Raw genomic sequence first — 21773 nt, 5'->3', positions numbered from 1 at the left:
CATGACAATCAAGAAAGGTTTTTTGGCATGTGCACTTAGCCTTACGTTATGTGCATCAACTGTATTTGCAAGTGGTGTAGGGGTAGGACATGCCCAATCAATTGAAAAGAAATACATAGTAGTTTTTAAAGATGAGGCTAATCTCCCAGCTGGTTACGAGGATTTACTAAAAAAAGCTGGTGGACAAGTTCAACATAGGTTGGAAAAACTCGGGGCTGTTGAGGTATCCTCAAGCAATCCCAATTTCCTAAAAGAAGTTAAAAATTCTTCCATTGTATCTGAAGCTGGAGTAGAAAACAAAGTTTATGCTGAGGCACCATCTGTAGAAGCAACGTTCTCCTATGAGGAAGCTGCATCCGTTAAACCAGATTTATACGATCAGAATCAATGGGATATTAAACAAGTAACCAATAATGGGGAATCATGGACCCTTCCTGGGGGCACAGGTAAATCAGTTTCAGGGGAAGATATTGTTGTTGCCGTTATCGATACAGGGATAGATTATACCCATCCAGATTTAAAAGCAAATTATGCCTACGGGAAATCATTTGTTCCAGGTTATTCTGATCCTAAGGACGAAAATGGTCATGGCACACATGTAGCAGGTTCAATTGCAGCAAAAGGCAGAACGTTAGGAGTAGGTCCTGACCTTAAAGTTGCGTCATATCGTGTCTTTGGCCCTACAGGAAGTGCCTCCACTGCTAATATCGCTGAAGCATTAATGACTGCTGCTGACGATAATGTCGATGTAGTAAATATGTCATTAGGCGGCTACGATTGGTTCCAGGACCCAGAATATGCAACTAAAGACGTTGTAGCAGATGTACAAATGTTTAATCGTGCGATTAATTATGCCATCAAAAAAGGCGTTACAGTTGTAGGTTCCGCCGGGAATAATGGCGTTGATATTAGCAGCCCTGGTAAACTTTCTGGTGATGATAAAGGTGCTACACATCGAAGCCCGAGCAATCAGAACTTGATTAGGGTTTCTGCAGGCGGTCAATTGAAGAATCTAGCTTACTACTCAAACTATGGAGTAGGTAAAATTGATGTAATGGCTCCAGGTGGAGATTTAGGCCCTAACTATAATCCTGAAACAAAAGAGGGAAGAGATAATTCTTATTTATGCTTTGCTACAGTTCCAGGCGGTTGGGGTTATAAAGCGGGGACTTCCATGGCTGCTCCAAAAGTTGCAGCACTTGCCGGCGTCATTATTGCCCAACATGGGAAGGATAAATTGAATCCTGCCCAAGTAAAACACATTATTCTGAAATCTGCAGAAGATGTATTCAAACCAGGATACGATGAAAAGTCCGGTAACGGATTAATTAATGCAGTTAACGCATTGAAATACTAATTATAAACAAAGCTATCGGGGATTCCGATAGCTTTGTTTATTTAATGGCTATGTAAAATTTTATTAATGTTTTTTGCACTTTTAATCATTCTAGGGGTAACTTTTCTGCCATAAAAACTGAGAAAGATCCAATCGGGCTTATTTGAATCAAGAGGTCAGTTAGTTTAAAAAAACAACAGCTAACCACCAACTAAAGGGTTCCATTTTGAAGTGCATTTCATATAAATGACAATAAAAATGGCTTGCTAACTGACATCAGTTTTGGCAAGCCATTTTCTGGTTTATATAGTCTTTTTGACTGCTTAAAATACAAATGTCTTGTTCAACTATAGCACCCCGTTAGCTTAATAAGAACATCTTTATAATACGTGTAGATTTTCAATCGTAAAAGATAGAATATTATCATTTTCGTCTATTATGGCTTCACAAGATAATGTTATATCGCTTCGTTGATTACCAACCCAGAGTTCAAATTCCAAAGCATATCCTGATCCATCATCATACTTATAAAAATATACATTTTCATAAGCTGTATCAGGTGGAATCGTTAATGAACCCCAGTAACTCAACTCTTCTCTAAGGTCACTGATTGTAAGCCCATCTTTTAACTTTGCTTGAATTTTATTAAAATAGCCTTGAACAAAATCTAAAACAGTCTCCCTCAGTAATGACATTATATTATTTTTTATTTCCATAAACTCACCACATTCAAATAGTTATCTCTAATAAAATTCTAGGTATTTTCAATATGTCCTTCTTCAAGTAACCTGCTACGTTAGTGCAATAAGAAAAGCCACCAAAATGGCAGCTGTGTTCTTCAACTCTTGCACCCCGTTACTTTAAGTGTAATATTTCACAAAGTTATTAAAGAAAAATTAATAAAAACACTCCAATTTAATTATTGATAATGGTACTTTTTGGATATTATACTGGAGGTGAATTACTATTTTATAATGAAGGGAGATTTACGCATGGAGGTAACATTTACAGTAAGCAAATGGGATGAAAAGCCAGTAGATGACACTAGAAGAGAATTCCCTATTAATATTGCCCATGTCGAATATGATATTGAGGGTGAATTAACAGGAAAAGCTTTTGTTGAATATTTATTATTTTATATAAACTCTACTATAGATGATGGTCACTTGGCCACTTCTAAAATTTCTGGATTTTTGCATTTCGAAGGAGCATACAAGGGAAAACGGGGGACATTTACAGCTATAGAGCAAGGAATATTTGATAAAGGAAATCTAGATTCTCCAGCAACAATTATCAAAGCTACCGGTGACTTAGAAAGCTTGAAAGGCTCTTATAATTATAAGTTTACAGGTGAAACCAGTAAGATGATTCTAGACTTTAATTTCTAACAAAACAGTAAAAAAGGGCATCTCTGTACTATCAGGAATGTCCTTTTCGTCGAACGAGCTTCTTCAACTATCCTGCTTCGTTAGTTCAATAAAAAAAGGGCTGCCGCAACAACCCCACTGTTCCACTAAGCCACCCGTTACTTTAAGTAAATTCGTTCACAATTCTTTTATTACCCCTTTGACAGAAGTGAGCATAAAATTTTTGTCTATTTATTGATTATGAAAATTTCTTTTAATTGAAAAAGGAATTTCCATTATTAAAAACTGCAGGTGCGAAAATTTCGAATATTAAGGTCGTAAAATAAAAATAGGACGTTTCCATAGATCCCTTTCTGGGCTTCGGGTGAACATTCCTACTGCTTTTGACTAAATAATTCCTGCAACGGCACATTACCTAAGCATGCCCCTCTATTTTGAATATGATATTACAACTTAATTGAAAAAGAGGTGAAAACTCGTGTCCAAGGCAAATAACAAAAACAAGAACAATAATAATAATAACAAAAACAATAACAAGAACAAAAATAATAATAAAATTAATAAAAATAATAAAAATAAAAAAAAATAATAAAATTTGATAATGATAATTTTAGATACCTATAAATATTGTAATCCCGCTATTGCACAGCACGTCTTTTGTGTTGATGAAAGTATAGCTCTCTTTTTTGTATCATGCGACCGACACTTTTTTTGTTTGCCATCGCCAACAGGATTGCCTTATTTTTTGAATGTAAGCGATAAGGACCATCTTAGGTCCTTTTTAAATGCTTCCTGAACTATCGCACCCGTTAGCTCAAAAAGGTTCTTACTTTTTACTCTTCATCAAAGTCATCATTTTCTTCAGAAATTAGAATAATAAACTCCTCTAAACTAGGTGCATATTCATCTAATTCTGTCGTTTCGTGATCCCACAGATAAATGGTATCGCCCATTTTCCCGTTTATTTTTTTATAGCACAGTTTATCTCCCGAACCATCATCACCAATTGCTATAAGGTCTTCAGACATTCTTTCATCTCTTACTTCCTTATTTTGTCTTACAACATCATCCCAAGTCTTTTTAACATTTTTTGGGGTTTTAATAGGAAAGAGAATCCATTCACCGATTTCGGGATTATTTATTAACTTAAAAAGTTCTTTGTACTGTTCGGGAAAAATTGCTCCTAACTTTTCCTCTGTCAACTTTATAGCCGATTCATCAACACTAGGTTTCTTTGTTTCAATTAAATATCTAACATTCTGCATTAGATAAAACTCCTTCACCATAAATCATTTGTTTTTTATTAATTGTAATAACAAATTAAATATTTCCTTCTTCAGCTAACCTACACTATTAGTGCAATAAGAACATGGGATCGCCGCAGCCATCCCAATCTTTAACTCTTGCACCCATTACTTTAAGTTCAAACCGACACTCAAGTCTTTTTATTATCAAAAAGAAGGAAAAGTATATTCATTTGAAGCAAAAGATAAAGAAAATCTTTCTTTCATAAAACCTTACCATTACTAATATTATAAACTGTACTCTAATATAAAAGGGGGTTCCATTTTATGAGTAAAGCTCAAAGGCAAAGAGAAAATTATGAAAGAAATAGATCTCAAAAAGGAGAGCAGTCTAACAAAAATACAAATTCTGAAGAATCAGAACAAACACATGTTCATGAATTTTTGGCAAGTACCAAATTAGCTGAAGAAGGAGAGGATAGACATAATCATCGTTTTGCAGGGGTTACAAGTGAAGTAATTCCAAAGGGTGATAGTCATGTACATGTAATATTAACTAATACCGACTTTTTAGATCATCATCATGAGGTAGGAATACAAACAGGTCCTGCTATCCCAGTTGGCAATGGTAAACATGTACATTTTGTCAAAGGAACCACTACCCTAGATGATGGACATGTCCATGAGCTTGAATTTGCTACTTTAATTGAAAAGCCTCTTGTATAAGGGGAAAAGGTTACCTTTAAGGAGGACAAGGGTGTGCACCTACTAGTGTTTCACCTTTTCTATTCCTCTACAATTGTGTTTCAGTAATTAAATTTTGGGATTTTGAGGTAACCTCTCTTAATGGTAACCTAGTTTAATAGATAGAACCTGATAATTCACGGCTTTTGCTTACCTTATCCAATTTATTGTGCTAACCTGCACCGTTAGCTCAATAAAAACAGCCGCCAGAAATGGCAGCCGAATCTTCAACTCTTGCACCCTTTAGTTTAAGTGTAATTGTTCACAATGTTACTTTGTTATAGAATAAACACAAGTGTCAGTCAGTTTGTTACCATCAGCGGATAAATCATCATTTCTTAAAGTACCTTCTAATACAAACCCAAGTTTTTCTGGGATAGCACGACTTTTAAGGTTTGTTGATTCACACCTTATTCCAATTCTTCTAAATTTGATATTATTTAATCCAAAGTTAGCCAATTCCTTTACAGCTTCTGTCATATATCCATTACCGCTATATTTTGTATTAATCCAGTATCCAATTTCACATTTTGGAATGTCCCAGTCAATCCCATGGAGGCTCGTAGTTCCAATAAAGTCATTGCCACCTTTATCAAAGATAAGAAAACGAAAACTTTCTCTCTTTAAAAAATTTATATGAGCATTCCTTAACATTATCTCTGTTTCTTCAACAGTAGGAAGTTCCTGGAAAAGTGACAACCACGATTTTAATTCATAAAAGGAATCTCCAATTGCTTGGTTCACAATTTCTCCGTCACCAGCTTGTAGTGGTGCTCGAAGCATTAGCCTTTCTGTTTCTAATTTTAAAGGAACATCTAACAACAATGGGTTCATTTGATTTTCCCTCTCTCTGAACTTTTTAAATTTATAATGAAAAGCAGTGAAATAAAAAAACTCTCACTTCCAAGAAATAAATCTTTAGGACGAGAGTTGTAACTTCGTGGTACCACCTCAGTTTGTTGAAACGGCACCATATCAACCTCTTCAGGTACTTTCATACCCTATCTTTCTATCTTAAGATCCCGTCTTACTATCCCTATTTTTCATTAGATTGGTAAGAAGTTCCGAGGCTTTATTCATTAAGACGAATACTACTCCTTTTCAGCAAACAGGAGCTGTCTGTAAATATCCACTTCTTAACTACTCTTATCATCAACGTTATTTAATACGGAATTTTCTAAATATTATATCCTCACAAGTTACTCTTGTCAAAAAATTCCTTGTTGAATTAACCTGCCACGTTAGTTCAACAAGATTAAAGCGGTATTGTCAAACGTATCTGTAATAAAATGACAAATTTATGAATCTGGCGAAAAACTCTTTTCAATTTCAGTTTTAATCGAAATTATTCCTATTATAAAAGTAGGAATAGTGGGTGTTTTCAAAAATGTCTTTGTATGAAAAATCTGGACAAAAGACTAACTGGCTCGAAACGGACACCTAAAGTCCACTATAGTATTTTCAACTGAATCATTGAAAACATATCCTCATTTTTTGTGTCTATTGAATGCTAACTGGTATTGTTTTTAAGATAAACTCTTCAACAACTTTAGCAACGCCGTCATTCATATTGGTATCTGTTACAAAATCAGCCTGTGCTTTTATCGCTTCAGACGCATTGCCCATCGCAACTCCAAGGCCGGCAAATTGTATCATCGACAGATCATTATTGCTGTCGCCTATCGCAATGACCTCATCTCTGCTAATGCCAAGCTGTTGAATGAGACTGTTTAAGCTTGTCCCTTTTGTTACACCTGCTTCAGTAAACTCAAGAAAGAACTGTTTTGAACGCATAATACTTAAGCTTTCTGCAAATTCCTTTTGTAGCTTCTTTTCCACTTTTGCAAGAATCGAAGGTTCTTTAAGCATTAATACCTTGACAACAGGCTCTGTCACTGCATCTATAAAACTGTCGACCACTTTTATTTCAAGCTTCGTTAGTTCTCCTTCAATATCTGTATACTGATTTGGTTCTTCCGTAATAATCGTCTCGCCGACATACGTATGTATCCACACATTTTCACGACGGCTGATTTCGTATAAGTGATGAACTGTCTCAATTGGCAATGTAGAGCTAAACCATTCATCACCTGTTTGGCAATCGATGATTTTTCCTCCGTTAAATGAAAGAATGAAGCTACCGTATTCTTTTAAACACAGTTCATCGGCAATGGGCAGCATCGCGCTTGTTGGCCGCCCTGAAGCTAGCACTACTTTTACACCCGCTTCCTGTGCTTCCATCAGAGATTGCTTTGTTCGTGGTGAGATGGTCAAATCATCACGTAGCAATGTATCATCTAAATCTAGGACAATCATTTTATATGTCATTCTAGTTGTTTCCTTCCTATTAACATTTCTAAATATTTTACTATAAGTCTATGTTTGAGTGAAAGTATTTATAAGAAACCAGTGCGAAGAAAGAACAAAATCGCTAACTCCATTCACATAGAATCCTTTAGAATAACACTGGTACAAATTATCTTTTCATTTTTTAAACGTAAGATTTTCAGGAAACCCATACTTCAATAAATCTAATAAACCTTTTTGCCAACACTTTCTTAAGTACTTGTATGGAATAAACCCAGTAGGTGTTGGGATATACTTTAAAGTCGGAAAAGACTAATATACCTGTGAATGAAAAATAAAGCGATGTTAATGATTTCTCGTTGCCATAAAAAAAAGCACCAGCAAAAGCTGGTGACAAATTATTACACAAATCTTTATACTAGTTTAATAAACCGTATTTGGCTGCAATCGAATAGGATGGATAAGTTATGTTATTTACTATTTTATGTGCATCTACATTCAAAACAGTTTTAGCTTTTTCACTGCTATAATTAACTAATGCTTTATTATTAAGTGCGTCTAAAAAGTCCTGTAAATGCTTAGCTGCATTATTAGGCTTCCCAATATCTAGCTGATGCTGGGCTTGCTTAAGATGATTTGTAAGCTGTGGTATTATTGGTCCGGAGAGGTCACCTGAATTCTTATAGCGGCTTACCAGCTCCATCATTGAGTTAATACTTGTAGTGACATTAAAGTCGAGCGAAGTTTCCAATTGGTTTCCAGCTAAATCCTCGAGTGTAACTAGAGCTGTAAAACTTCCTAGTTTCCCCGCCATGTCAATATCTACACTCTGCTGTGTTTTAGTGTCAATAATATAGACCTTTCCGTCTATTTTGATTGTTGCTGAAGCAATTCCAGATAAATCATCTGCAACTTTAAAGGTAAGTGGTAAATAGTCATCGAAGGAAGCTCCAACATTTAAGTTATTACCATTTACAGTAAGATTAAAATGCGGCATTGTTTTATCAATTTTTATAATCTGCTGTTTTGTCTCTTCAATATTACCTGCTCTGTCTATCGAGCGAAATTCCAGCGTATTAACTCCCTCTTGATTAATGTCAATTGGCTTATTATAAGGAATCCAATCACCGCTACCGCCTATTCTGTATTCTGTCCTGTTAAGGCCGCTCAAATTATCATTTGAACTTAAAGCAACAGTTACATTCGAATGATACCAATCATTCGACCCGTTTCCATTTACCTTTGCGAAAGAAACAGGTGCTGTATAATCTACTACGATTGGGATGTTATTTGATTCTATTATTGTTTCATATAGATTAACTATTGCAGTAATAACTGCATTTCCTTCTTTATTAGGTGTTATTACCCCGTTGTTATCTACAGATGCTACTTCTGAATTACTGCTTGTATATTGTATTGTAGCATTTGTAAGATCCGCATCAATTCCGCTATCAAGCTTTCCTGTTATATTAAGCATTCCTGTCTGTGTTTTGCCAAAGATTTCTTTATCAGCAGTTATCTTGACAGAATTCAATTTATCAACTGTAAAGTTAACATTATATGTCTTTGTTGTAGTTCCATCCTCAGCAATTGCCTTTATAGTTGTTGTACCTGGTAGTTTTGTTGCAGCTGTTACTACTGCACTTGCATTACTATCTGATGTAGTTGCAGCTACTGTTGGAACTTCAGTTGTTCCTGCCGGTAACACTACATTGTAATCTGTTGTTTGTGCTGCAAATCCATTTAATGGTGTACCATTTAAAGTAATAGAACTTAAAGTTGCTATTGGTGATTTTGTCAATGCTACAATCTCATTGGCATTCAAAGCTCTATCGACTATTGTTAGCTGGTCTACGCTGCCTGCAAAGAATGAAGTTTTTGAACCAGTTCCAGGTTGTATTTCAGCTCCCACATATGACATTGGACCATTCATTTTATCTGGAATTGTTTCAATAAGTACACCATTAACATAAAGTGATGTCCCTGCACTGGAGCCAACAAAGGTCAGATGAACCCATGTGTCTGTAGTAGGAAGCTTATAATTGAATGTACTGTCTTTAACTCCATATACAGAAAATCCAACTTTACCTGTTTTATTCCATTGGTTAGCCTTAATACTAGATGTTGGACCACTAACAAGTACCTCAGCACTCTTGGTTGTATTAGATCTGCCATTAACCCACATACCTAACGTCCAGTCTCCAGTTATCTCTGTGCCTCCCAAACTTATATATTGAGAAGTCCCATTAAGACTAACAGCACTACCAAATTTACCTGTTGTCCATGTTGGAAGAGATGTTGTGGTACTTAATAGTGTTGCATTATATCTACCTGCGCCATCGGCTGCTGTAGTTCCTGTACCTTCATCCATGTTCCATTTTGAGTTAATTGGCAGTGCTGGTGGAGTGAAAGCAATAGGATCTGCGAAATACTTGATTCCCTTATTCTCTAAACTTGAAGCATGGTTATAAAGTCTAGTCTTAAAATCGGTCCAGTCTCTCATACTCTTAGGTGTCCAGCCAACCTCTGCATTAGCTATTAATCTTGGATATATCATGTAATCCAAATTATCCTGAGTAACAACGGTTTCTGACCATAGTGTGCTTTCTATTCCATAAATAGAAGCTGCAGGAGCAAAATCTGTTGGATCCCAACTGTAAGCTTTATTTGTATTTATATATCCTCTCCATTGTAATCCTAAAGGAGAATTAGGGTAGTATTTCTGATCTATATAAGCATTTGCTGGAGATAATATCATCTTCATTCCTTTTGATATGGCAGAAGTCCCAGTTGAAGGAGTAGCATGCCAGTTTTGTAGAATGGAATCTTTCGATGTTATACCTGTAGAAGTATCATATGGGTCCCATCCTACAATTTTCTTACCATATTTATTTACAATACTTGCGACTCTTCCTATAAAATAATCGTAATCTTCATCAGAAGTTGAATGAGATTCATCCCCTCCCATATGAAAATACTGTGAAGGTGAAATAGCAGCAAGTTCTCTTATTACATCATCAACAAAATCATAAGTTGCTTCAGATCGAGCCATAAGTGTACTATAACCTACAGCTATATCATACCTAGGTTGCGCTCTGACTCCAGTAGGATTTAATTCTGGAATAGATGCTAATGCTGCATTCGTATGTCCAGGCATATCAATTTCAGGAATAACTTCGACATATCTAGCATTTGCATAGCTTACGATATCCTTAAATTGTTCCTGTGTATAATATCCACCCTGATCACGATTAACTGCCGATATGCTTCCATATGTTATGAGGTCTGGTCTGGATTTAATTTCAATCCGCCATCCTTGATCATCTGACAAGTGTAAATGGAGTTTATTAATCTTATACTGTGATGCAAGATCAATCTGACGCTTAACTTGATCTACTGTGAAAAAGTGTCTAGCTACATCGAGCATTAGTCCTCGATAACTATATGAAGGCTTGTCATTAATAGTTGAACTAGGTATAACCCATGGTACACCAGTAACAACTGTACTCTTTACAATCTCTGCTGGTAAGAGCTGTATTAATGTTTGCATACCTCTGAAAATACCTTCAGATTTATACGCAGTAATTGTAACTTTATCAGTTTCTGTAACTAAACTATATCCTTCATTCCCTTGCTCTGAAGCTCCTCCTATTGTAGTAAAATAAATACTTCCTACTTGAGGGCTATTTGATTTTATAATGCTGATATTAAATCCTGTGGAAGTATTCAACTTTTCTACAAATAATTTGGCAATGTTATAAATTTCATCTGTTTCCTCTTGAGAATTCCCGGCTACGTATATCGAACTGTTTGGGGTTAAAGTAAATTGACCAGTGCCGGGTATATAACTTACAGGTTTAGGTAATAAGGAAGGAATATTGGGCGCAGCTTTAACTTTATTAGGTAATATTAATCCAAAATTAAGTAAATTAAATAGTAACATAATTACTAATGTCAAAGGGAAAGTTTTATTTCTAATTAATTTTTTCAACCTACATTCTCCTCTTTATTTGGGTTTTAAGTATCAATTATATAAGTACCTTCTTCAAATTTTTCTCATCAAATTTCAAATAGACATAAGATAACTCCTGATTTTCTCATATAATTCCACCTCGTATATGAATATTTTCATCAAACTACTATAGGAAAATGAATTGAGCTTCAGTTATAAAAATTGACAGTACTTTTTTACTTATTGTCACCTCACCTTTTTTTAAATTTAAAAATATTCGTTGCTTCTAATAAAAAATTTTAGTGTACAGCCATTTTTCTATACCAAAATCTTACACCCCCTTAATGAAATAATGTAAACTGACTTATTTTAAATACGATAGGTCAGCTCCATTTTTAGTTATGCTGATAAAACATTACTTAATGATTTATCAGTTCATATTCTATATAGATAGACCTACTTTATTTACATCCCTATTTCGGTATATTTTTGTAATTTGAAATAATAGATATAAGTCTAGTTGTCTAGTTGTCAATTTCCACAATGTTCTTATTACCATAACGCTGTTTAATCTCTTTAAATAAACGCAAAAAAGGCACGGAGGTTGAATCAAAAGAATTGAAAATTCTTTCAACTATACCACCCTGCCTGATCGAATCAGTAACATGTGAACAATATGGAAATTATATTCAGTATATCACTCGTTGGTAAAAAAAACAATATGTAAGCGTTTAACTTTTTGAAAATTCAGAATGAATAACTCTACTCTCTAGTACCTAACACATCTGTATTTGGAGGCTCATATTTCATGTGTTGATCAAAAATCACATCTTTTGTCGTTCAAAAGGCATTATTATGTCGTTTTATAATGTAATTTCCCAAAACTCACGGTCTTCCAACACTAGGTCGTAAGGTGTTTTTACTTCCATCCAACGAATGTTTCTTCTTTTTGAAATTTCCAAATCTTCTTTGCCACTGAGGGAAGTAAAATACTCTACAATTCCACTGGATTGAAGGGCTTCTTCTAAATAAAAATATAGTATTTTTAAACACTTTTCCTCTTCCGGTGTTCCCTTTAATCTATAATTAAAAGTGATATAATTAACGTAAACTGCCACTTGGTGAATGAATGAGAAATGGGGACTATTATGAAACTTTTCGTTTCAGTTTGCCATCGTAATTATTTTCAAAATAAAGATGTGCAAAGTCTAATTCACTTTTAAAGACATTGGGTTGTTCAGAAGACACGGGATTTGAACCGAACGAACCTTGAGGGAGCTTCATTGGTGAAGCAATATATATGTATTGAGTCATAACTGTTTTTAACTCCTTTTGAAAATATCAACAACTTACTTCGTTAGGTAAAGTATTATCCACCGCAAACTTATATCCTCACTTATTCGGTAAAACTGCCCTTTTGCTTAATACCAATTATTCCAAAATTAAGTGATTAACACAATACTCTATTACATTAAATAAGACGCCATCATTGTTCTGGATAAGCGCCCGATTACGGAATAAGAGTATTTGTTAAAATCAAGACAATAAGATGACAAAAGAGGGGGGTGCCTATTTATTGAATATATATGCTGCTTTTTGTCGTCCAAAGCTTTAAATATACTAACTGGACAATTTCTTTCGTTTTATCTTCATTGCCGTTTGTAAATTTAAATCCAAAGCTATAGACTAATTTAATGTAGCGATCATAAAGTTCTTCTAGAGCAGGACGATGCTTTTTTTTCACTAATCTCATTAATTCGTCATCACGTTTGTTCTTCAATCGTACCTGCACTCCTCACCATTGATATCTTTATTATTGGTTAAACCCTACAATAGAATGATGAACAGGAACCATCACTCTTGTGAAAGTTCCTGATCCTTTTTATATTTATTGAAAGACTGTTTCACTGTTTACAATAAACCATACATCTTTCACACCCTGGCCGTTTACGTCACCCTCTTTTTTGTCATTCACAAAGTAGTACAGAGGGTATCCTTTGTACGTTACCTGCTCCGCCCCAGTATCCTCTCTTGTAATCGTACCGAAGTCTTTTTTATTGAACCCATCCGGCACTTCAAATTCCTTTTCTGTAAATGGCGGCCATTTTGCTAAGCAATCACCAGTGCAGTTGCTTTTTGTGGATACGTCATTCTTAAAATAGTATAGCGCCTTCCCCTCTGAATCAGAAAGATACTCACCTACCGCTTCATTCTTAAGCAATTGCAAACTTGCCGCGTCTTCTTCTTTAGCAACAGTTTCCGATGCTGCATCAGTTTCGCTTTGAGTTCCCTTTGCCGTTTCTTCAGCTTCATTTCCACAGGCGCCTAAAACAAATATAGAAGCAAAAATTGATAAAACTAACATCCATTTTTTCATCTCCAACCACTCCTTATACTAGTTATCATTTCCATCCCCATTTTTGAAAAACTTGGTGTGAAGCTTCTGTTTTTAAGTAGTCGATAAACATTTTTGCGTCTTTCTTATTGTTCGAATCATTTGTCATACTAATAGGTGTTCCCCTATACAGTTTGTCTTCTTCAGGGAGCTGAACCAAATCTGTCTCGTCCTTTAACCGATAATGCCAAGACTCGTATGTAATCCAAGCATCATATTTGGAATTAGCTTTCCAGTGCTCAATGGCTTCCGCGCTTGATATTACTGAAATGGCAATATTGCGGTCAATTCCAGGAATAAGCCCTTTTCTTCCCGCCAAATCCTCCCACAGTCCAAGCTGGCCAGCACCATTGACATCAATGATTTTAACGCCATCTTTCGTTAAATCCTCCAACGATCGAATGTTCTTTGGGTTTCCTTTTCTGACTAAAATGCCTGCCGCTCTCGGATACAGCTCTGTACGTGTTTTTTCATCAATCATTCCGGGATATTTGAGCATAAAGTCACGAAGCATATACTCGGAGCCTCCATAAATAATGTCGGCATCCTGTTTGGCTTTATCGATCCATTTTGCTTCTGGACCAGCAGTTACATTCACTTTTATTCCCGTTTCCTCTGTAAACCGTTCCGCCAGCTCTTTCATTGGCCCGAGAGGCCCTCCTGGTCCGTAAACGTTTACAACTTCATCATTATTTCGGCTGGCCTGCGCCTGTTTCGAATCCGCGGCTTCCGAAAGCCCGAGCAGCACTAGCATCATTAATAATAATCCAGAAATAAATACGGTTTTGTTCATTTCTTTTCCTCCTTTTTTACAAGTATCACTATAGGTAACGAGAAAAAACGCAAAACGGTTTGAAATAATATATTTTTTTAAAAAGAATTTTCCACTGCGGTGTTTTTAGTATTTTTAGAGCCTTGTCAAGGATGGTAGATTTCGTTAGCTGTAATCATCGAAACCTCCTAACTTAGTTTTTCTTATCTTGTTAATTGCACCAGTTACTTTAATTTAACCTTCTCAATTAGGCCCATTCTCAAACAAAAAAACGCGAAGGAATTATCTTATCCCTTCGCTCTTAAAACTCTTTGTATATATTTGTATTCTACTAATAACCGTTAAGAGATTCTGACCCTTACTTTTTCTTAGCTAATACAATATCCTTATTCTTACGATTTTTTACTTCAGCCATCTTTTGATAAAAACTTTCTTCTGCGTCAATGCCAAAAAAGTTATAAAACTTGAGCATATAAGCCAAACAGTCCGACAGCTCTTTGCTGATGTTTTCTTTAATCTGGTTCTTAGCCAACTCAAAAGCCTGCTCTTCATCCATTCCCTCTTGGTTATAGGAATAAGTAAGATTAAAGGCCTTACGGAGCTCTTCCGCAACCTCGGCAACCTCCGTCGTCAGCAGCATGTAATTATTTAATAGAGAATCTCTGCTTTTAGCATAACTTTCATCAGTAATTTCCCATCCCATTTCTTTTTGATACTGTTTCGTAAAGTTTTGTATGTCTTTCATTATAATCCTTTCCGTCATTAGACCGCTCAATTGTTCATCAAACGTTTGATTAGTTTTCTAAACCAGGTTTACCAAGGCTTCCGCCCATTCAATCAATCGTTTGATTAGTTTATTAACCGATTTAATTAAACGTTTGATTAGTTTCTCTAAATAATATGTTACAAGTCCTCTACCCTTTTAATCAAAGATTTAGCTTAATTAGATGAAGTTGATTGATATGTCGATTATGCCAAGGTAAATTAAAATCCAATTACTATTAATAACTGTTTGAATAGACCTATTTCCTTTGATAACGCTTCTTTCATTTTATCTCCACTTTTCTCAAAACATTCGTTCGTAATAGTAGTAGCGGTTCCTGTTAAAAGAATATAATTTTAAAAAATGATATTATTATGATTATAAATATCAATGGAGGCTATCATGAAGAAACTCGTAAAAGTAGTTGCTGCTGTTATTGAAAATGAAAATAACGAAATATTATGTGCGCTAAGATCGCCAGTAATGTCTATTCCTAATATGTGGGAGTTCCCAGGTGGGAAAGTGGAAAAGGATGAAGATATATTCTCAGCACTAGAAAGAGAAATAGACGAAGAATTGGAATGTAAGATTGAGACAACAAAAGCAATCTTCAACGACAACACACATGAATACGAAACCTTTATCATTAATTTAATTTCTATTAAATGCAAGGTTGTCGAAGGTACGCCAACTCCGAGTGAGCATTCCAAGCTAATCTGGTTAAAAAGAGAAAATCTTGATTCTCTCAAGTGGGCACCCGCAGACATTCCGGCTGTTGAACAATTAATAAATGAAAAATAGTCTTCTCAACCTGAGAAGACTACACTTTTTTAGTAAACTCTGTATATAAACTTGCCGGTACTTCATTTTCTAATTCCATCCATACCGTAATTGGCTTATCCCCTTCAAATTCAACCGAATTCCCTTTACCGATATAAATATATGGCTCCGTCTTACCATCAATCTCTTTATACTTACGAATAAATAAGTGAAGATTGACACTGCGTTGTTTATTAAAAATAATATTTTTCCCTCTTTCAGACTGTTGGGTTGTACTATTCACTGATTGCCATTGAAATTCGTGAGGACTAATAAATTTATCTTTGTAATTAATACTTTCTTTAACATCCTCTTCTTTATGTAAATCAATAAATAGAAAATACTCATTCCCATTTGCTAACAATCCTGACCCTCTAAAGGAACTATGGATTTTACGATAGTTAGATAGTAAAGCCGCATCCACCATTTGATATTGCTCATAAAGTTTAAAATGTGGCACACCGTAGTACTCAGCTTTAAATTCCTTTTCATATCGGAAAATCCCATAAGTAATAATATCTTCGATAAACTTCTTGTAATCTTCATTTTCCAATAGCTCTTTAAAAAGTGGAGTCTTCATAAGTTTGCCATTGCTATATTGAACTAATTTAGGCTTATTCTTTATTTGTACACTATCATAGTAGTTTTGATTCAGGCACTCAAAGGCATGTAGAACACTATCATCATCAATTTCAGTTATCATCTTTAAGATTTGTTTCTTTGCAATTTCTAGATTTATTTCATCGTGTTCTAATAAATAGCGAATGATTACAAACTCATAAATTCGCTTAAGTGGAAGCTTGCTTGACAGTTCTTTTAAAGTCCCTTCAAACGCTTCATTCTGTAAAAGTTCCTTTAAATAATCATCCTTCTCCACTTTGGCCACAAATTGTAAGTAAGTTTTTTCCCGATCAATGAATTTAACAGGATCAGGTGCTCCGTCATACTTCAGATAATCCAATAGCAAGAATGGTATCCGACCTTGATTAAGTTTCTTAAATTCAAAGTATTCTTCCTTAAGGTACTTCATTGAATTGAAGTTTTCACTATCAATCTGAGTCAATATTCTTTCCTGTGTGATTTTATCCATTTGAATATGGGTACACCCAGGTATATTAGCAAATCCTGTTGCAACTGCTACCTTCAAACTTTCTTTATCATAATAACGACTTCCGTTTAATGCGAGTGCAATTAGGAATGTTTTGTTATGGTTCCCGATAAAATCGAGTACCGTTAAGAAAGTTTTTTCTGCATGTTTCCGTAACCCTCTTCCAAGCTGCTGAATAAATACAATGGGAGAATTAGTTGGTCTTAACATTAATACGGTATTTATAGATGGAATATCCACACCTTCATTAAAGATATCAACTGTAAAAATGAATTCTAATTCGTCATGGTCACTTTCTAATTGATTAATAAATCGTTCACGTGTTTCTGGTGAATCTCCACCGTGTAAACAAACACTCTGATAACCTTTTTTATTAAATTCACTAGCCATATACTGAGCATGCTCGATACTAGCACAGAAACCTAGTCCCTTTCTTTTTTCACCGTCATGACCATAGAAGTCCATTTTCTCAATAATAAAATCAACGCGTTCGTTAACCTTTAACCTTTTTGTGATTTCAGCAATATCGTCAATGTTCACATCACTCAAATCTATACCTTCAATATCTGTAATTCCAAAGTAGTGAAAAGGAATAACTAGCTCGTCCTCAAGCGCCTCATGCAAGCGGACTTCTATTGCCACATTATTATCAAAAAGGTCAAAGACATTATAACCGTCACTGCGCTCAGGTGTTGCCGTCATCCCTAAGGTAAATTTAGGCTTAAAGTAGTCTAATACAGTTTGATAGGTTGGGCTAGTCGCATGATGTGCTTCATCAATAATCAGGTATTCGAATTCTTCTCTATCAAATTCATGAAAGCATTTAGATATGGTTTGAATAGTAGCAAACACATAATCAACATTTTTTTGTTTATGGTTACCTGTGAGTAGACCGAAGGAAAGTCCCTCATTTGGTAAAAGCAGTTCAAAGGTTTCCTTTGCTTTTTTCAAGATCTCTTCTCTATGAACAATAAAAAGAAGTCTCTTTGGTTTAAAGCTTTTCACATCAAATGCTGACATATAGGTTTTACCCGTACCGGTCGCAGCAATGACAAGCGCCTTTTTCTCCCCAAAGCTTCTCAGTCTCTCTAAATTCTCTGTAGCTCGTCTTTGCATTCTATTTGGGACAATGTATTTTTTATTTTCATATATCAATTGACGTGATTGCTTTGTATCCTTAAAGCTCTTTAGAAACTCTTCATATCTATTAATAAAATCTTGATCGGCAACCTCACTCATATTCCATAGATAATCATATTCCTTTAAAACATCCTGTATAAATCGACCATTCTCTTTAGTGACGATTTCAACATTCCATTCAATATTACTTTTCAATGCACTCTGTGTAATATTTGATGAACCAATAATCACTTTATAGCTATCTTTGTATTCAAATATGTAGGCCTTCGTGTGGAAACCAATCTCTTTATCCGTAACAAAAACCTTTAAATCCACATTATTAAACTCTCTAATCTTTTCCAATGCCTTTGCATCAGTGAAATTCAGATAAGTTGACGTAATGATTTTCCCTTTAACACCCTTTTCCTCTGCTTCCTTTAAAGGGTCAAGCAAAAGCTGCAAGCCGCTAAAGTTAATAAAAGCTACACTAAAATAAAACCGCTCACACTCGTTCATGGATCTCACTAATTCTCTTAATAAATTCCCTTTTTCGGAATTCACAATTAACTTCTTTTCGACCGTATCCATCGATTTTCCCCTGACTATATATTTAATATCCTTCTACATAATGTTAATATTTGGAGATATAAAAATTGTACAATATATGGAAGGAAATAAAAAGATCCTCTATCCATGATGAATAAAAGATCTTGTTGATAATAACTACTGTTATATTCACTTCTTCATTAAATATATTAACTAATAGTAAATGATTCTGATAATCTGTTTTTTCGAATATAAAATATATATACGAAAAAATAAAGTGTTTGAATGAAATGTATAATATCGGACTGATTGGTGTAAATATTGACAAACTTGAATATCTTTATAAGCCAGCTGAGGAAACTGTTAAGACTAAGTTAGAAGAATACCGCTTTTTCTGTCTTCCCATACTATCTACCGGCTCTAAACCTGAGGTATTTCACTGATATTATTTCAACCTTTAATTCTAACCATATAGTTATTTTGAAGATGGCTAACATTTCATAATTTAATTGGAAGATAAGCTTCAATCGGGGCGGAAGAGAGGAGGAGACTAAAAAAAAGAGAAGGGGTGTCCCTCTCTTGATCAAAACTTCACTGGGTCTTTTAGTAATTTAAGCAGACATGCCTCAAGCGTTTTACCTTCTACCATCTTTGAAAAATCTTCTCGTATATTTTCAGACCCAGGTGTTCCAAAACATGCTCTCCAATTTCCTGACAACTTCATTATAGTTAGGTGTCCATTATGACGAGTATTTGCATAATCTTGAGCCAACTGAAATAAATCAATTTCTGTGTTCAACTTCATTCCGCTCCTTTTCTAGAATGTTTTTACCATTCATATATAGTTCATCTATATTTGGAAGGGGGTATTTTTAGAACACACAGATAGTACAATCATTCCGAGAAATACAGTTTTACTTCATTGAGAAAGTTGGTGAGATTGCAATTTTTATAAGTCGTTCAAAGTTCAGTTGCCTGTACAGTGTAAACGTATTGTTTCCTTTTATATATTAAATTTCCGGAGTTATATTGAAAATAAATTAAGTGATGCATATAATTTAGACAAGTGATTATGAAGGAGCAACTGCTATGTATGAATTGACACATAATCAGGCTCAAAACATTGTTAATAAAATGATGAAGGATATTCCTTATAATATTAATATTATGGATAAAACAGGCGTTATTATCGGGAGTGGAAGTAAAGAAAGGATTGGTACACTGCACAATGGGGCGGTGGCTGCCATAAAACAAAAGAAAATAATAGAAATTAAAAAGGATGAAGAGTTCGTAAAAAAGGGCATTAACTCGCCAATCGAATTGAATGAAGCCATTATCGGAGTGGTAGGTATCAGCGGCGAGGTTAAGGAAACAAGACCATTCGCAAACCTTGTTAAGTCAGCAGTAATTTTATTAATCGAACAAAGCGTTTCATTGAAAAAGGAAAATCTGGAAAAGAACTTAAAACAGGAGTTCTTTAACTTAATTACAGATCCAGAAACAACATATACGAAAGAACTAACAGACCAGGCATTAGCCTATGGTATCAGGATAAATAAACCTTCCCAAATCGTGTATGTAGAATTTCCTTATAAGATTGATAAGGAAATCATTCATAATTTCCCTTCCTTTAAAACATCCAATCATTCGTATTGTATTGTAGTTCAGGAAGCGAATAAGATTGATTTACTCCAACAACAGATTGAAAACCAGTTTCCAGATGCTTTCATTTCCATTAGCAAAATAAGTGATAAAATTTCTGAGGGATTCTTGCAGGCCAAATCAGCCATGCGAGTTTTGAAGGGTGTTTTTTTTAATAAAAAAGTCATTTCCTATTCGAGATATGAATTCATCGCTGATATGTCCGAACTGCATAGGAAGGATTCAAAAGCAGAAATGCAGGTCCATTTACTTGATAAAAATGATGAATTGATAAAAACTTTGCAGGTTTATCTCAGCTGTAACCTGAACGCCAATGAAACTGCCACCCGGCTCATTATCCACAGAAATACATTGAACTACAGATTAAACAGGATTTTTAAAATTACCGGCAAAGATCCCAAAAATATATGGGAACTCGTGGAACTAATCTTTATACTGATTAATCGGGAGAAATGAAAAACAACACACCAATATCTGATGTGTTGTTTTTCATTTTTATTTTAATAATCGAGCGATGCTTTCAGATGTGCGGCTAACATTTTCCTTGCCTTTAACCAGCAATGTTTCAATATCTGCTGCTCCTGGAACGATGCCAAAAATGGCGTCGAAACCTTCATTGTATAAAGTTTCAATATCCTGCCCAACATAACCTGCCAGTGCGATTACTTTAATGCTGCTGTTAACACTTTTGGCTGCCTGGGCAACTCCGTAAGGGGCCTTCCAAAATTTTGTTTGGAAATCAATACCGCCTTCTCCTGTAAAGCAATAATCCACATTTTGCAGCTTTTCTTTTAAATTTGTATACTCGATAACAATTTCAATTCCTTTTTTCATTGTGGAATTAGTAAATGCGAGCAGTCCCCCACCAAGGCCGCCTGCACCACCTGCACCAGGTACATCCACCATATCTACTCCAAGCTGCTCTTTTACAACTTTACTGTAGTGCCTCAAATTTTCATCCAGAATTTGAACCATTTCCGGAGTGGCACCCTTTTGTGGACCGAAAACAGCTGATGCGCCGCGTTCTCCACACAATGGGTTGGTTACATCCGATGCTACCAAAATGTTTATTTCTTTTAATTGTGGAATAACATTAGAATTATCGATTATATCGAGTTTATCTAAATATCCACCGCCAAGTGGCAGCGCATTCCCGTCTTTATCTAGAAATTTATACCCCAGTGCGGCTGCCATTCCAGTACCGCCATCATTCGTAGCGCTTCCACCAATGCCAAGAATTATGTCAGTAATGCCTTGTTCTATACAATCCCTAATTAATTCTCCTGTTCCAAATGTAGTGGTAATGAAAGGATTTTTTGTTTCTTTCGTAACATAATGAATTCCGCTTGCTGATGCCATCTCTATAACACCTGTCTTGCCATCTCCCAGAATTCCATACTGTGCCATAACTGGTGTGCCAAGGGGCCCGGTAACTTCTTTTTGTATCAATGTACCACCTGTTGCATCTATCAACGACTGGACGGTGCCTTCACCGCCATCTGCCATTGGTACATGAATGCATTCAGCATCCGGAATCGCTCTTTTTATGCCGATTTCCATTGCTTCGCAAACTTCTTTTGCCGTCATGCTTTCTTTAAAGGAATCAGGCGCCAATAAAAATGTTTTCCCCATCATTTAC

The 21773-nt window shown here is 35.2% G+C and carries 17 protein-coding genes and 1 pseudogene; 5 read left to right on the top strand and 13 right to left on the bottom strand.

The window, feature by feature from the left end; translation table 11 throughout:
* The first annotated feature begins 1 nt into the window (after nucleotide 1).
* Nucleotides 2–1357 (top strand): S8 family peptidase, encoded by a 1356-nt coding sequence (locus tag TR08_RS26380; RefSeq protein WP_045523336.1) that lies wholly within the window; start codon nucleotides 2–4, stop codon nucleotides 1355–1357.
* A gap of 359 nt (nucleotides 1358–1716) precedes the next feature.
* Here TR08_RS26380 and TR08_RS26375 read toward each other — a convergent pair whose 3' ends face one another.
* Nucleotides 1717–2052 carry a DUF7668 domain-containing protein gene (locus TR08_RS26375; RefSeq protein ID WP_045523335.1) on the bottom strand — a complete coding sequence of 112 codons (336 nt, stop codon included), beginning with the start codon at nucleotides 2050–2052 and terminating at the stop codon, nucleotides 1717–1719.
* Nucleotides 2053–2328: 276 nt separating this feature from the next.
* Between TR08_RS26375 and TR08_RS26370 the strand changes: the two genes are divergently transcribed.
* Entirely contained in the window at nucleotides 2329–2724 is a 396-nt protein-coding gene (locus TR08_RS26370; protein WP_045523333.1) for a DUF3224 domain-containing protein, read from the top strand.
* Between the two features lie 812 nt (nucleotides 2725–3536).
* On the opposite strand, the gene TR08_RS26365 is transcribed toward TR08_RS26370, so the two are convergent.
* A complete protein-coding gene (locus tag TR08_RS26365) occupies nucleotides 3537–3968 on the bottom strand; it encodes an SMI1/KNR4 family protein (RefSeq protein WP_045523331.1) in 432 nt (143 codons plus the stop codon).
* A gap of 306 nt (nucleotides 3969–4274) precedes the next feature.
* On the opposite strand from TR08_RS26365, the gene TR08_RS26360 reads away from it, so the two are divergent.
* Complete coding sequence (locus TR08_RS26360; protein ID WP_045523329.1) at nucleotides 4275–4673, top strand: YmaF family protein; 399 nt, start codon at nucleotides 4275–4277, stop codon at nucleotides 4671–4673.
* A gap of 288 nt (nucleotides 4674–4961) precedes the next feature.
* Here the strand turns inward: TR08_RS26360 and TR08_RS26355 are convergent, their stop codons facing one another.
* The 8 genes and pseudogenes from TR08_RS26355 to TR08_RS26320 form a co-directional block, all read right to left on the bottom strand.
* The gene (locus tag TR08_RS26355; protein ID WP_045523327.1) at nucleotides 4962–5525 is read right to left on the bottom strand and encodes a GNAT family N-acetyltransferase; all 564 of its coding nucleotides are present in this window, start codon (nucleotides 5523–5525) and stop codon (nucleotides 4962–4964) included.
* A 666-nt stretch (nucleotides 5526–6191) separates the two neighbouring features.
* Nucleotides 6192–7019: a Cof-type HAD-IIB family hydrolase gene (locus tag TR08_RS26350; RefSeq protein ID WP_045523325.1), complete on the bottom strand. Its 828-nt coding sequence runs from the start codon at nucleotides 7017–7019 to the stop codon at nucleotides 6192–6194.
* Between the two features lie 397 nt (nucleotides 7020–7416).
* The gene (locus TR08_RS31545; RefSeq protein WP_238579258.1) at nucleotides 7417–10941 is read right to left on the bottom strand and encodes a family 20 glycosylhydrolase; all 3525 of its coding nucleotides are present in this window, start codon (nucleotides 10939–10941) and stop codon (nucleotides 7417–7419) included.
* Nucleotides 10942–12096: 1155 nt separating this feature from the next.
* Complete coding sequence (locus TR08_RS33455; protein WP_238579252.1) at nucleotides 12097–12264, bottom strand: hypothetical protein; 168 nt, start codon at nucleotides 12262–12264, stop codon at nucleotides 12097–12099.
* 277 nt (nucleotides 12265–12541) lie between these two features.
* Nucleotides 12542–12703: pseudogene (locus TR08_RS26335) on the bottom strand (RNA polymerase sigma factor); the annotation flags it as partial.
* 135 nt (nucleotides 12704–12838) lie between these two features.
* Nucleotides 12839–13327 carry a COG4315 family predicted lipoprotein gene (locus TR08_RS26330; RefSeq protein WP_045523321.1) on the bottom strand — a complete coding sequence of 163 codons (489 nt, stop codon included), beginning with the start codon at nucleotides 13325–13327 and terminating at the stop codon, nucleotides 12839–12841.
* A 25-nt stretch (nucleotides 13328–13352) separates the two neighbouring features.
* Nucleotides 13353–14138: an extracellular solute-binding protein gene (locus TR08_RS26325; protein ID WP_045523319.1), complete on the bottom strand. Its 786-nt coding sequence runs from the start codon at nucleotides 14136–14138 to the stop codon at nucleotides 13353–13355.
* Between the two features lie 337 nt (nucleotides 14139–14475).
* On the bottom strand, nucleotides 14476–14862 hold the full coding sequence (locus TR08_RS26320) for a MazG nucleotide pyrophosphohydrolase domain-containing protein (protein ID WP_045523318.1): 387 nt from the start codon (nucleotides 14860–14862) through the stop codon (nucleotides 14476–14478).
* Between the two features lie 420 nt (nucleotides 14863–15282).
* Here TR08_RS26320 and TR08_RS26315 point away from each other — a divergent pair, with 420 nt between their 5' ends.
* Complete coding sequence (locus tag TR08_RS26315) at nucleotides 15283–15681, top strand: (deoxy)nucleoside triphosphate pyrophosphohydrolase (RefSeq protein WP_045523317.1); 399 nt, start codon at nucleotides 15283–15285, stop codon at nucleotides 15679–15681.
* 19 nt (nucleotides 15682–15700) lie between these two features.
* Here the strand turns inward: TR08_RS26315 and TR08_RS26310 are convergent, their stop codons facing one another.
* Both TR08_RS26310 and TR08_RS26305 read right to left on the bottom strand, forming a co-directional pair.
* Entirely contained in the window at nucleotides 15701–18514 is a 2814-nt protein-coding gene (locus tag TR08_RS26310) for a DEAD/DEAH box helicase (protein ID WP_052427641.1), read from the bottom strand.
* 541 nt (nucleotides 18515–19055) lie between these two features.
* Nucleotides 19056–19271: a hypothetical protein gene (locus TR08_RS26305; RefSeq protein WP_045523315.1), complete on the bottom strand. Its 216-nt coding sequence runs from the start codon at nucleotides 19269–19271 to the stop codon at nucleotides 19056–19058.
* A gap of 290 nt (nucleotides 19272–19561) precedes the next feature.
* On the opposite strand from TR08_RS26305, the gene TR08_RS26300 reads away from it, so the two are divergent.
* Nucleotides 19562–20590, top strand: a complete 1029-nt coding sequence (locus tag TR08_RS26300) for a CdaR family transcriptional regulator (RefSeq protein ID WP_045523314.1) — start codon at nucleotides 19562–19564, stop codon at nucleotides 20588–20590.
* Between the two features lie 39 nt (nucleotides 20591–20629).
* Here TR08_RS26300 and TR08_RS26295 read toward each other — a convergent pair whose 3' ends face one another.
* Nucleotides 20630–21769 (bottom strand): glycerate kinase family protein, encoded by a 1140-nt coding sequence (locus TR08_RS26295; RefSeq protein ID WP_045523313.1) that lies wholly within the window; start codon nucleotides 21767–21769, stop codon nucleotides 20630–20632.
* Nucleotides 21770–21773 lie beyond the last annotated feature (4 nt).

The sequence above is a fragment of the Neobacillus niacini genome, assembly GCF_000759675.1.
GTDB lineage: Bacteria > Bacillota > Bacilli > Bacillales > Cytobacillaceae > Neobacillus > Neobacillus niacini_A.
Note: the sequence above shows the minus strand (reverse complement) of the source record. Positions and strands in the feature narration are given on the sequence as shown.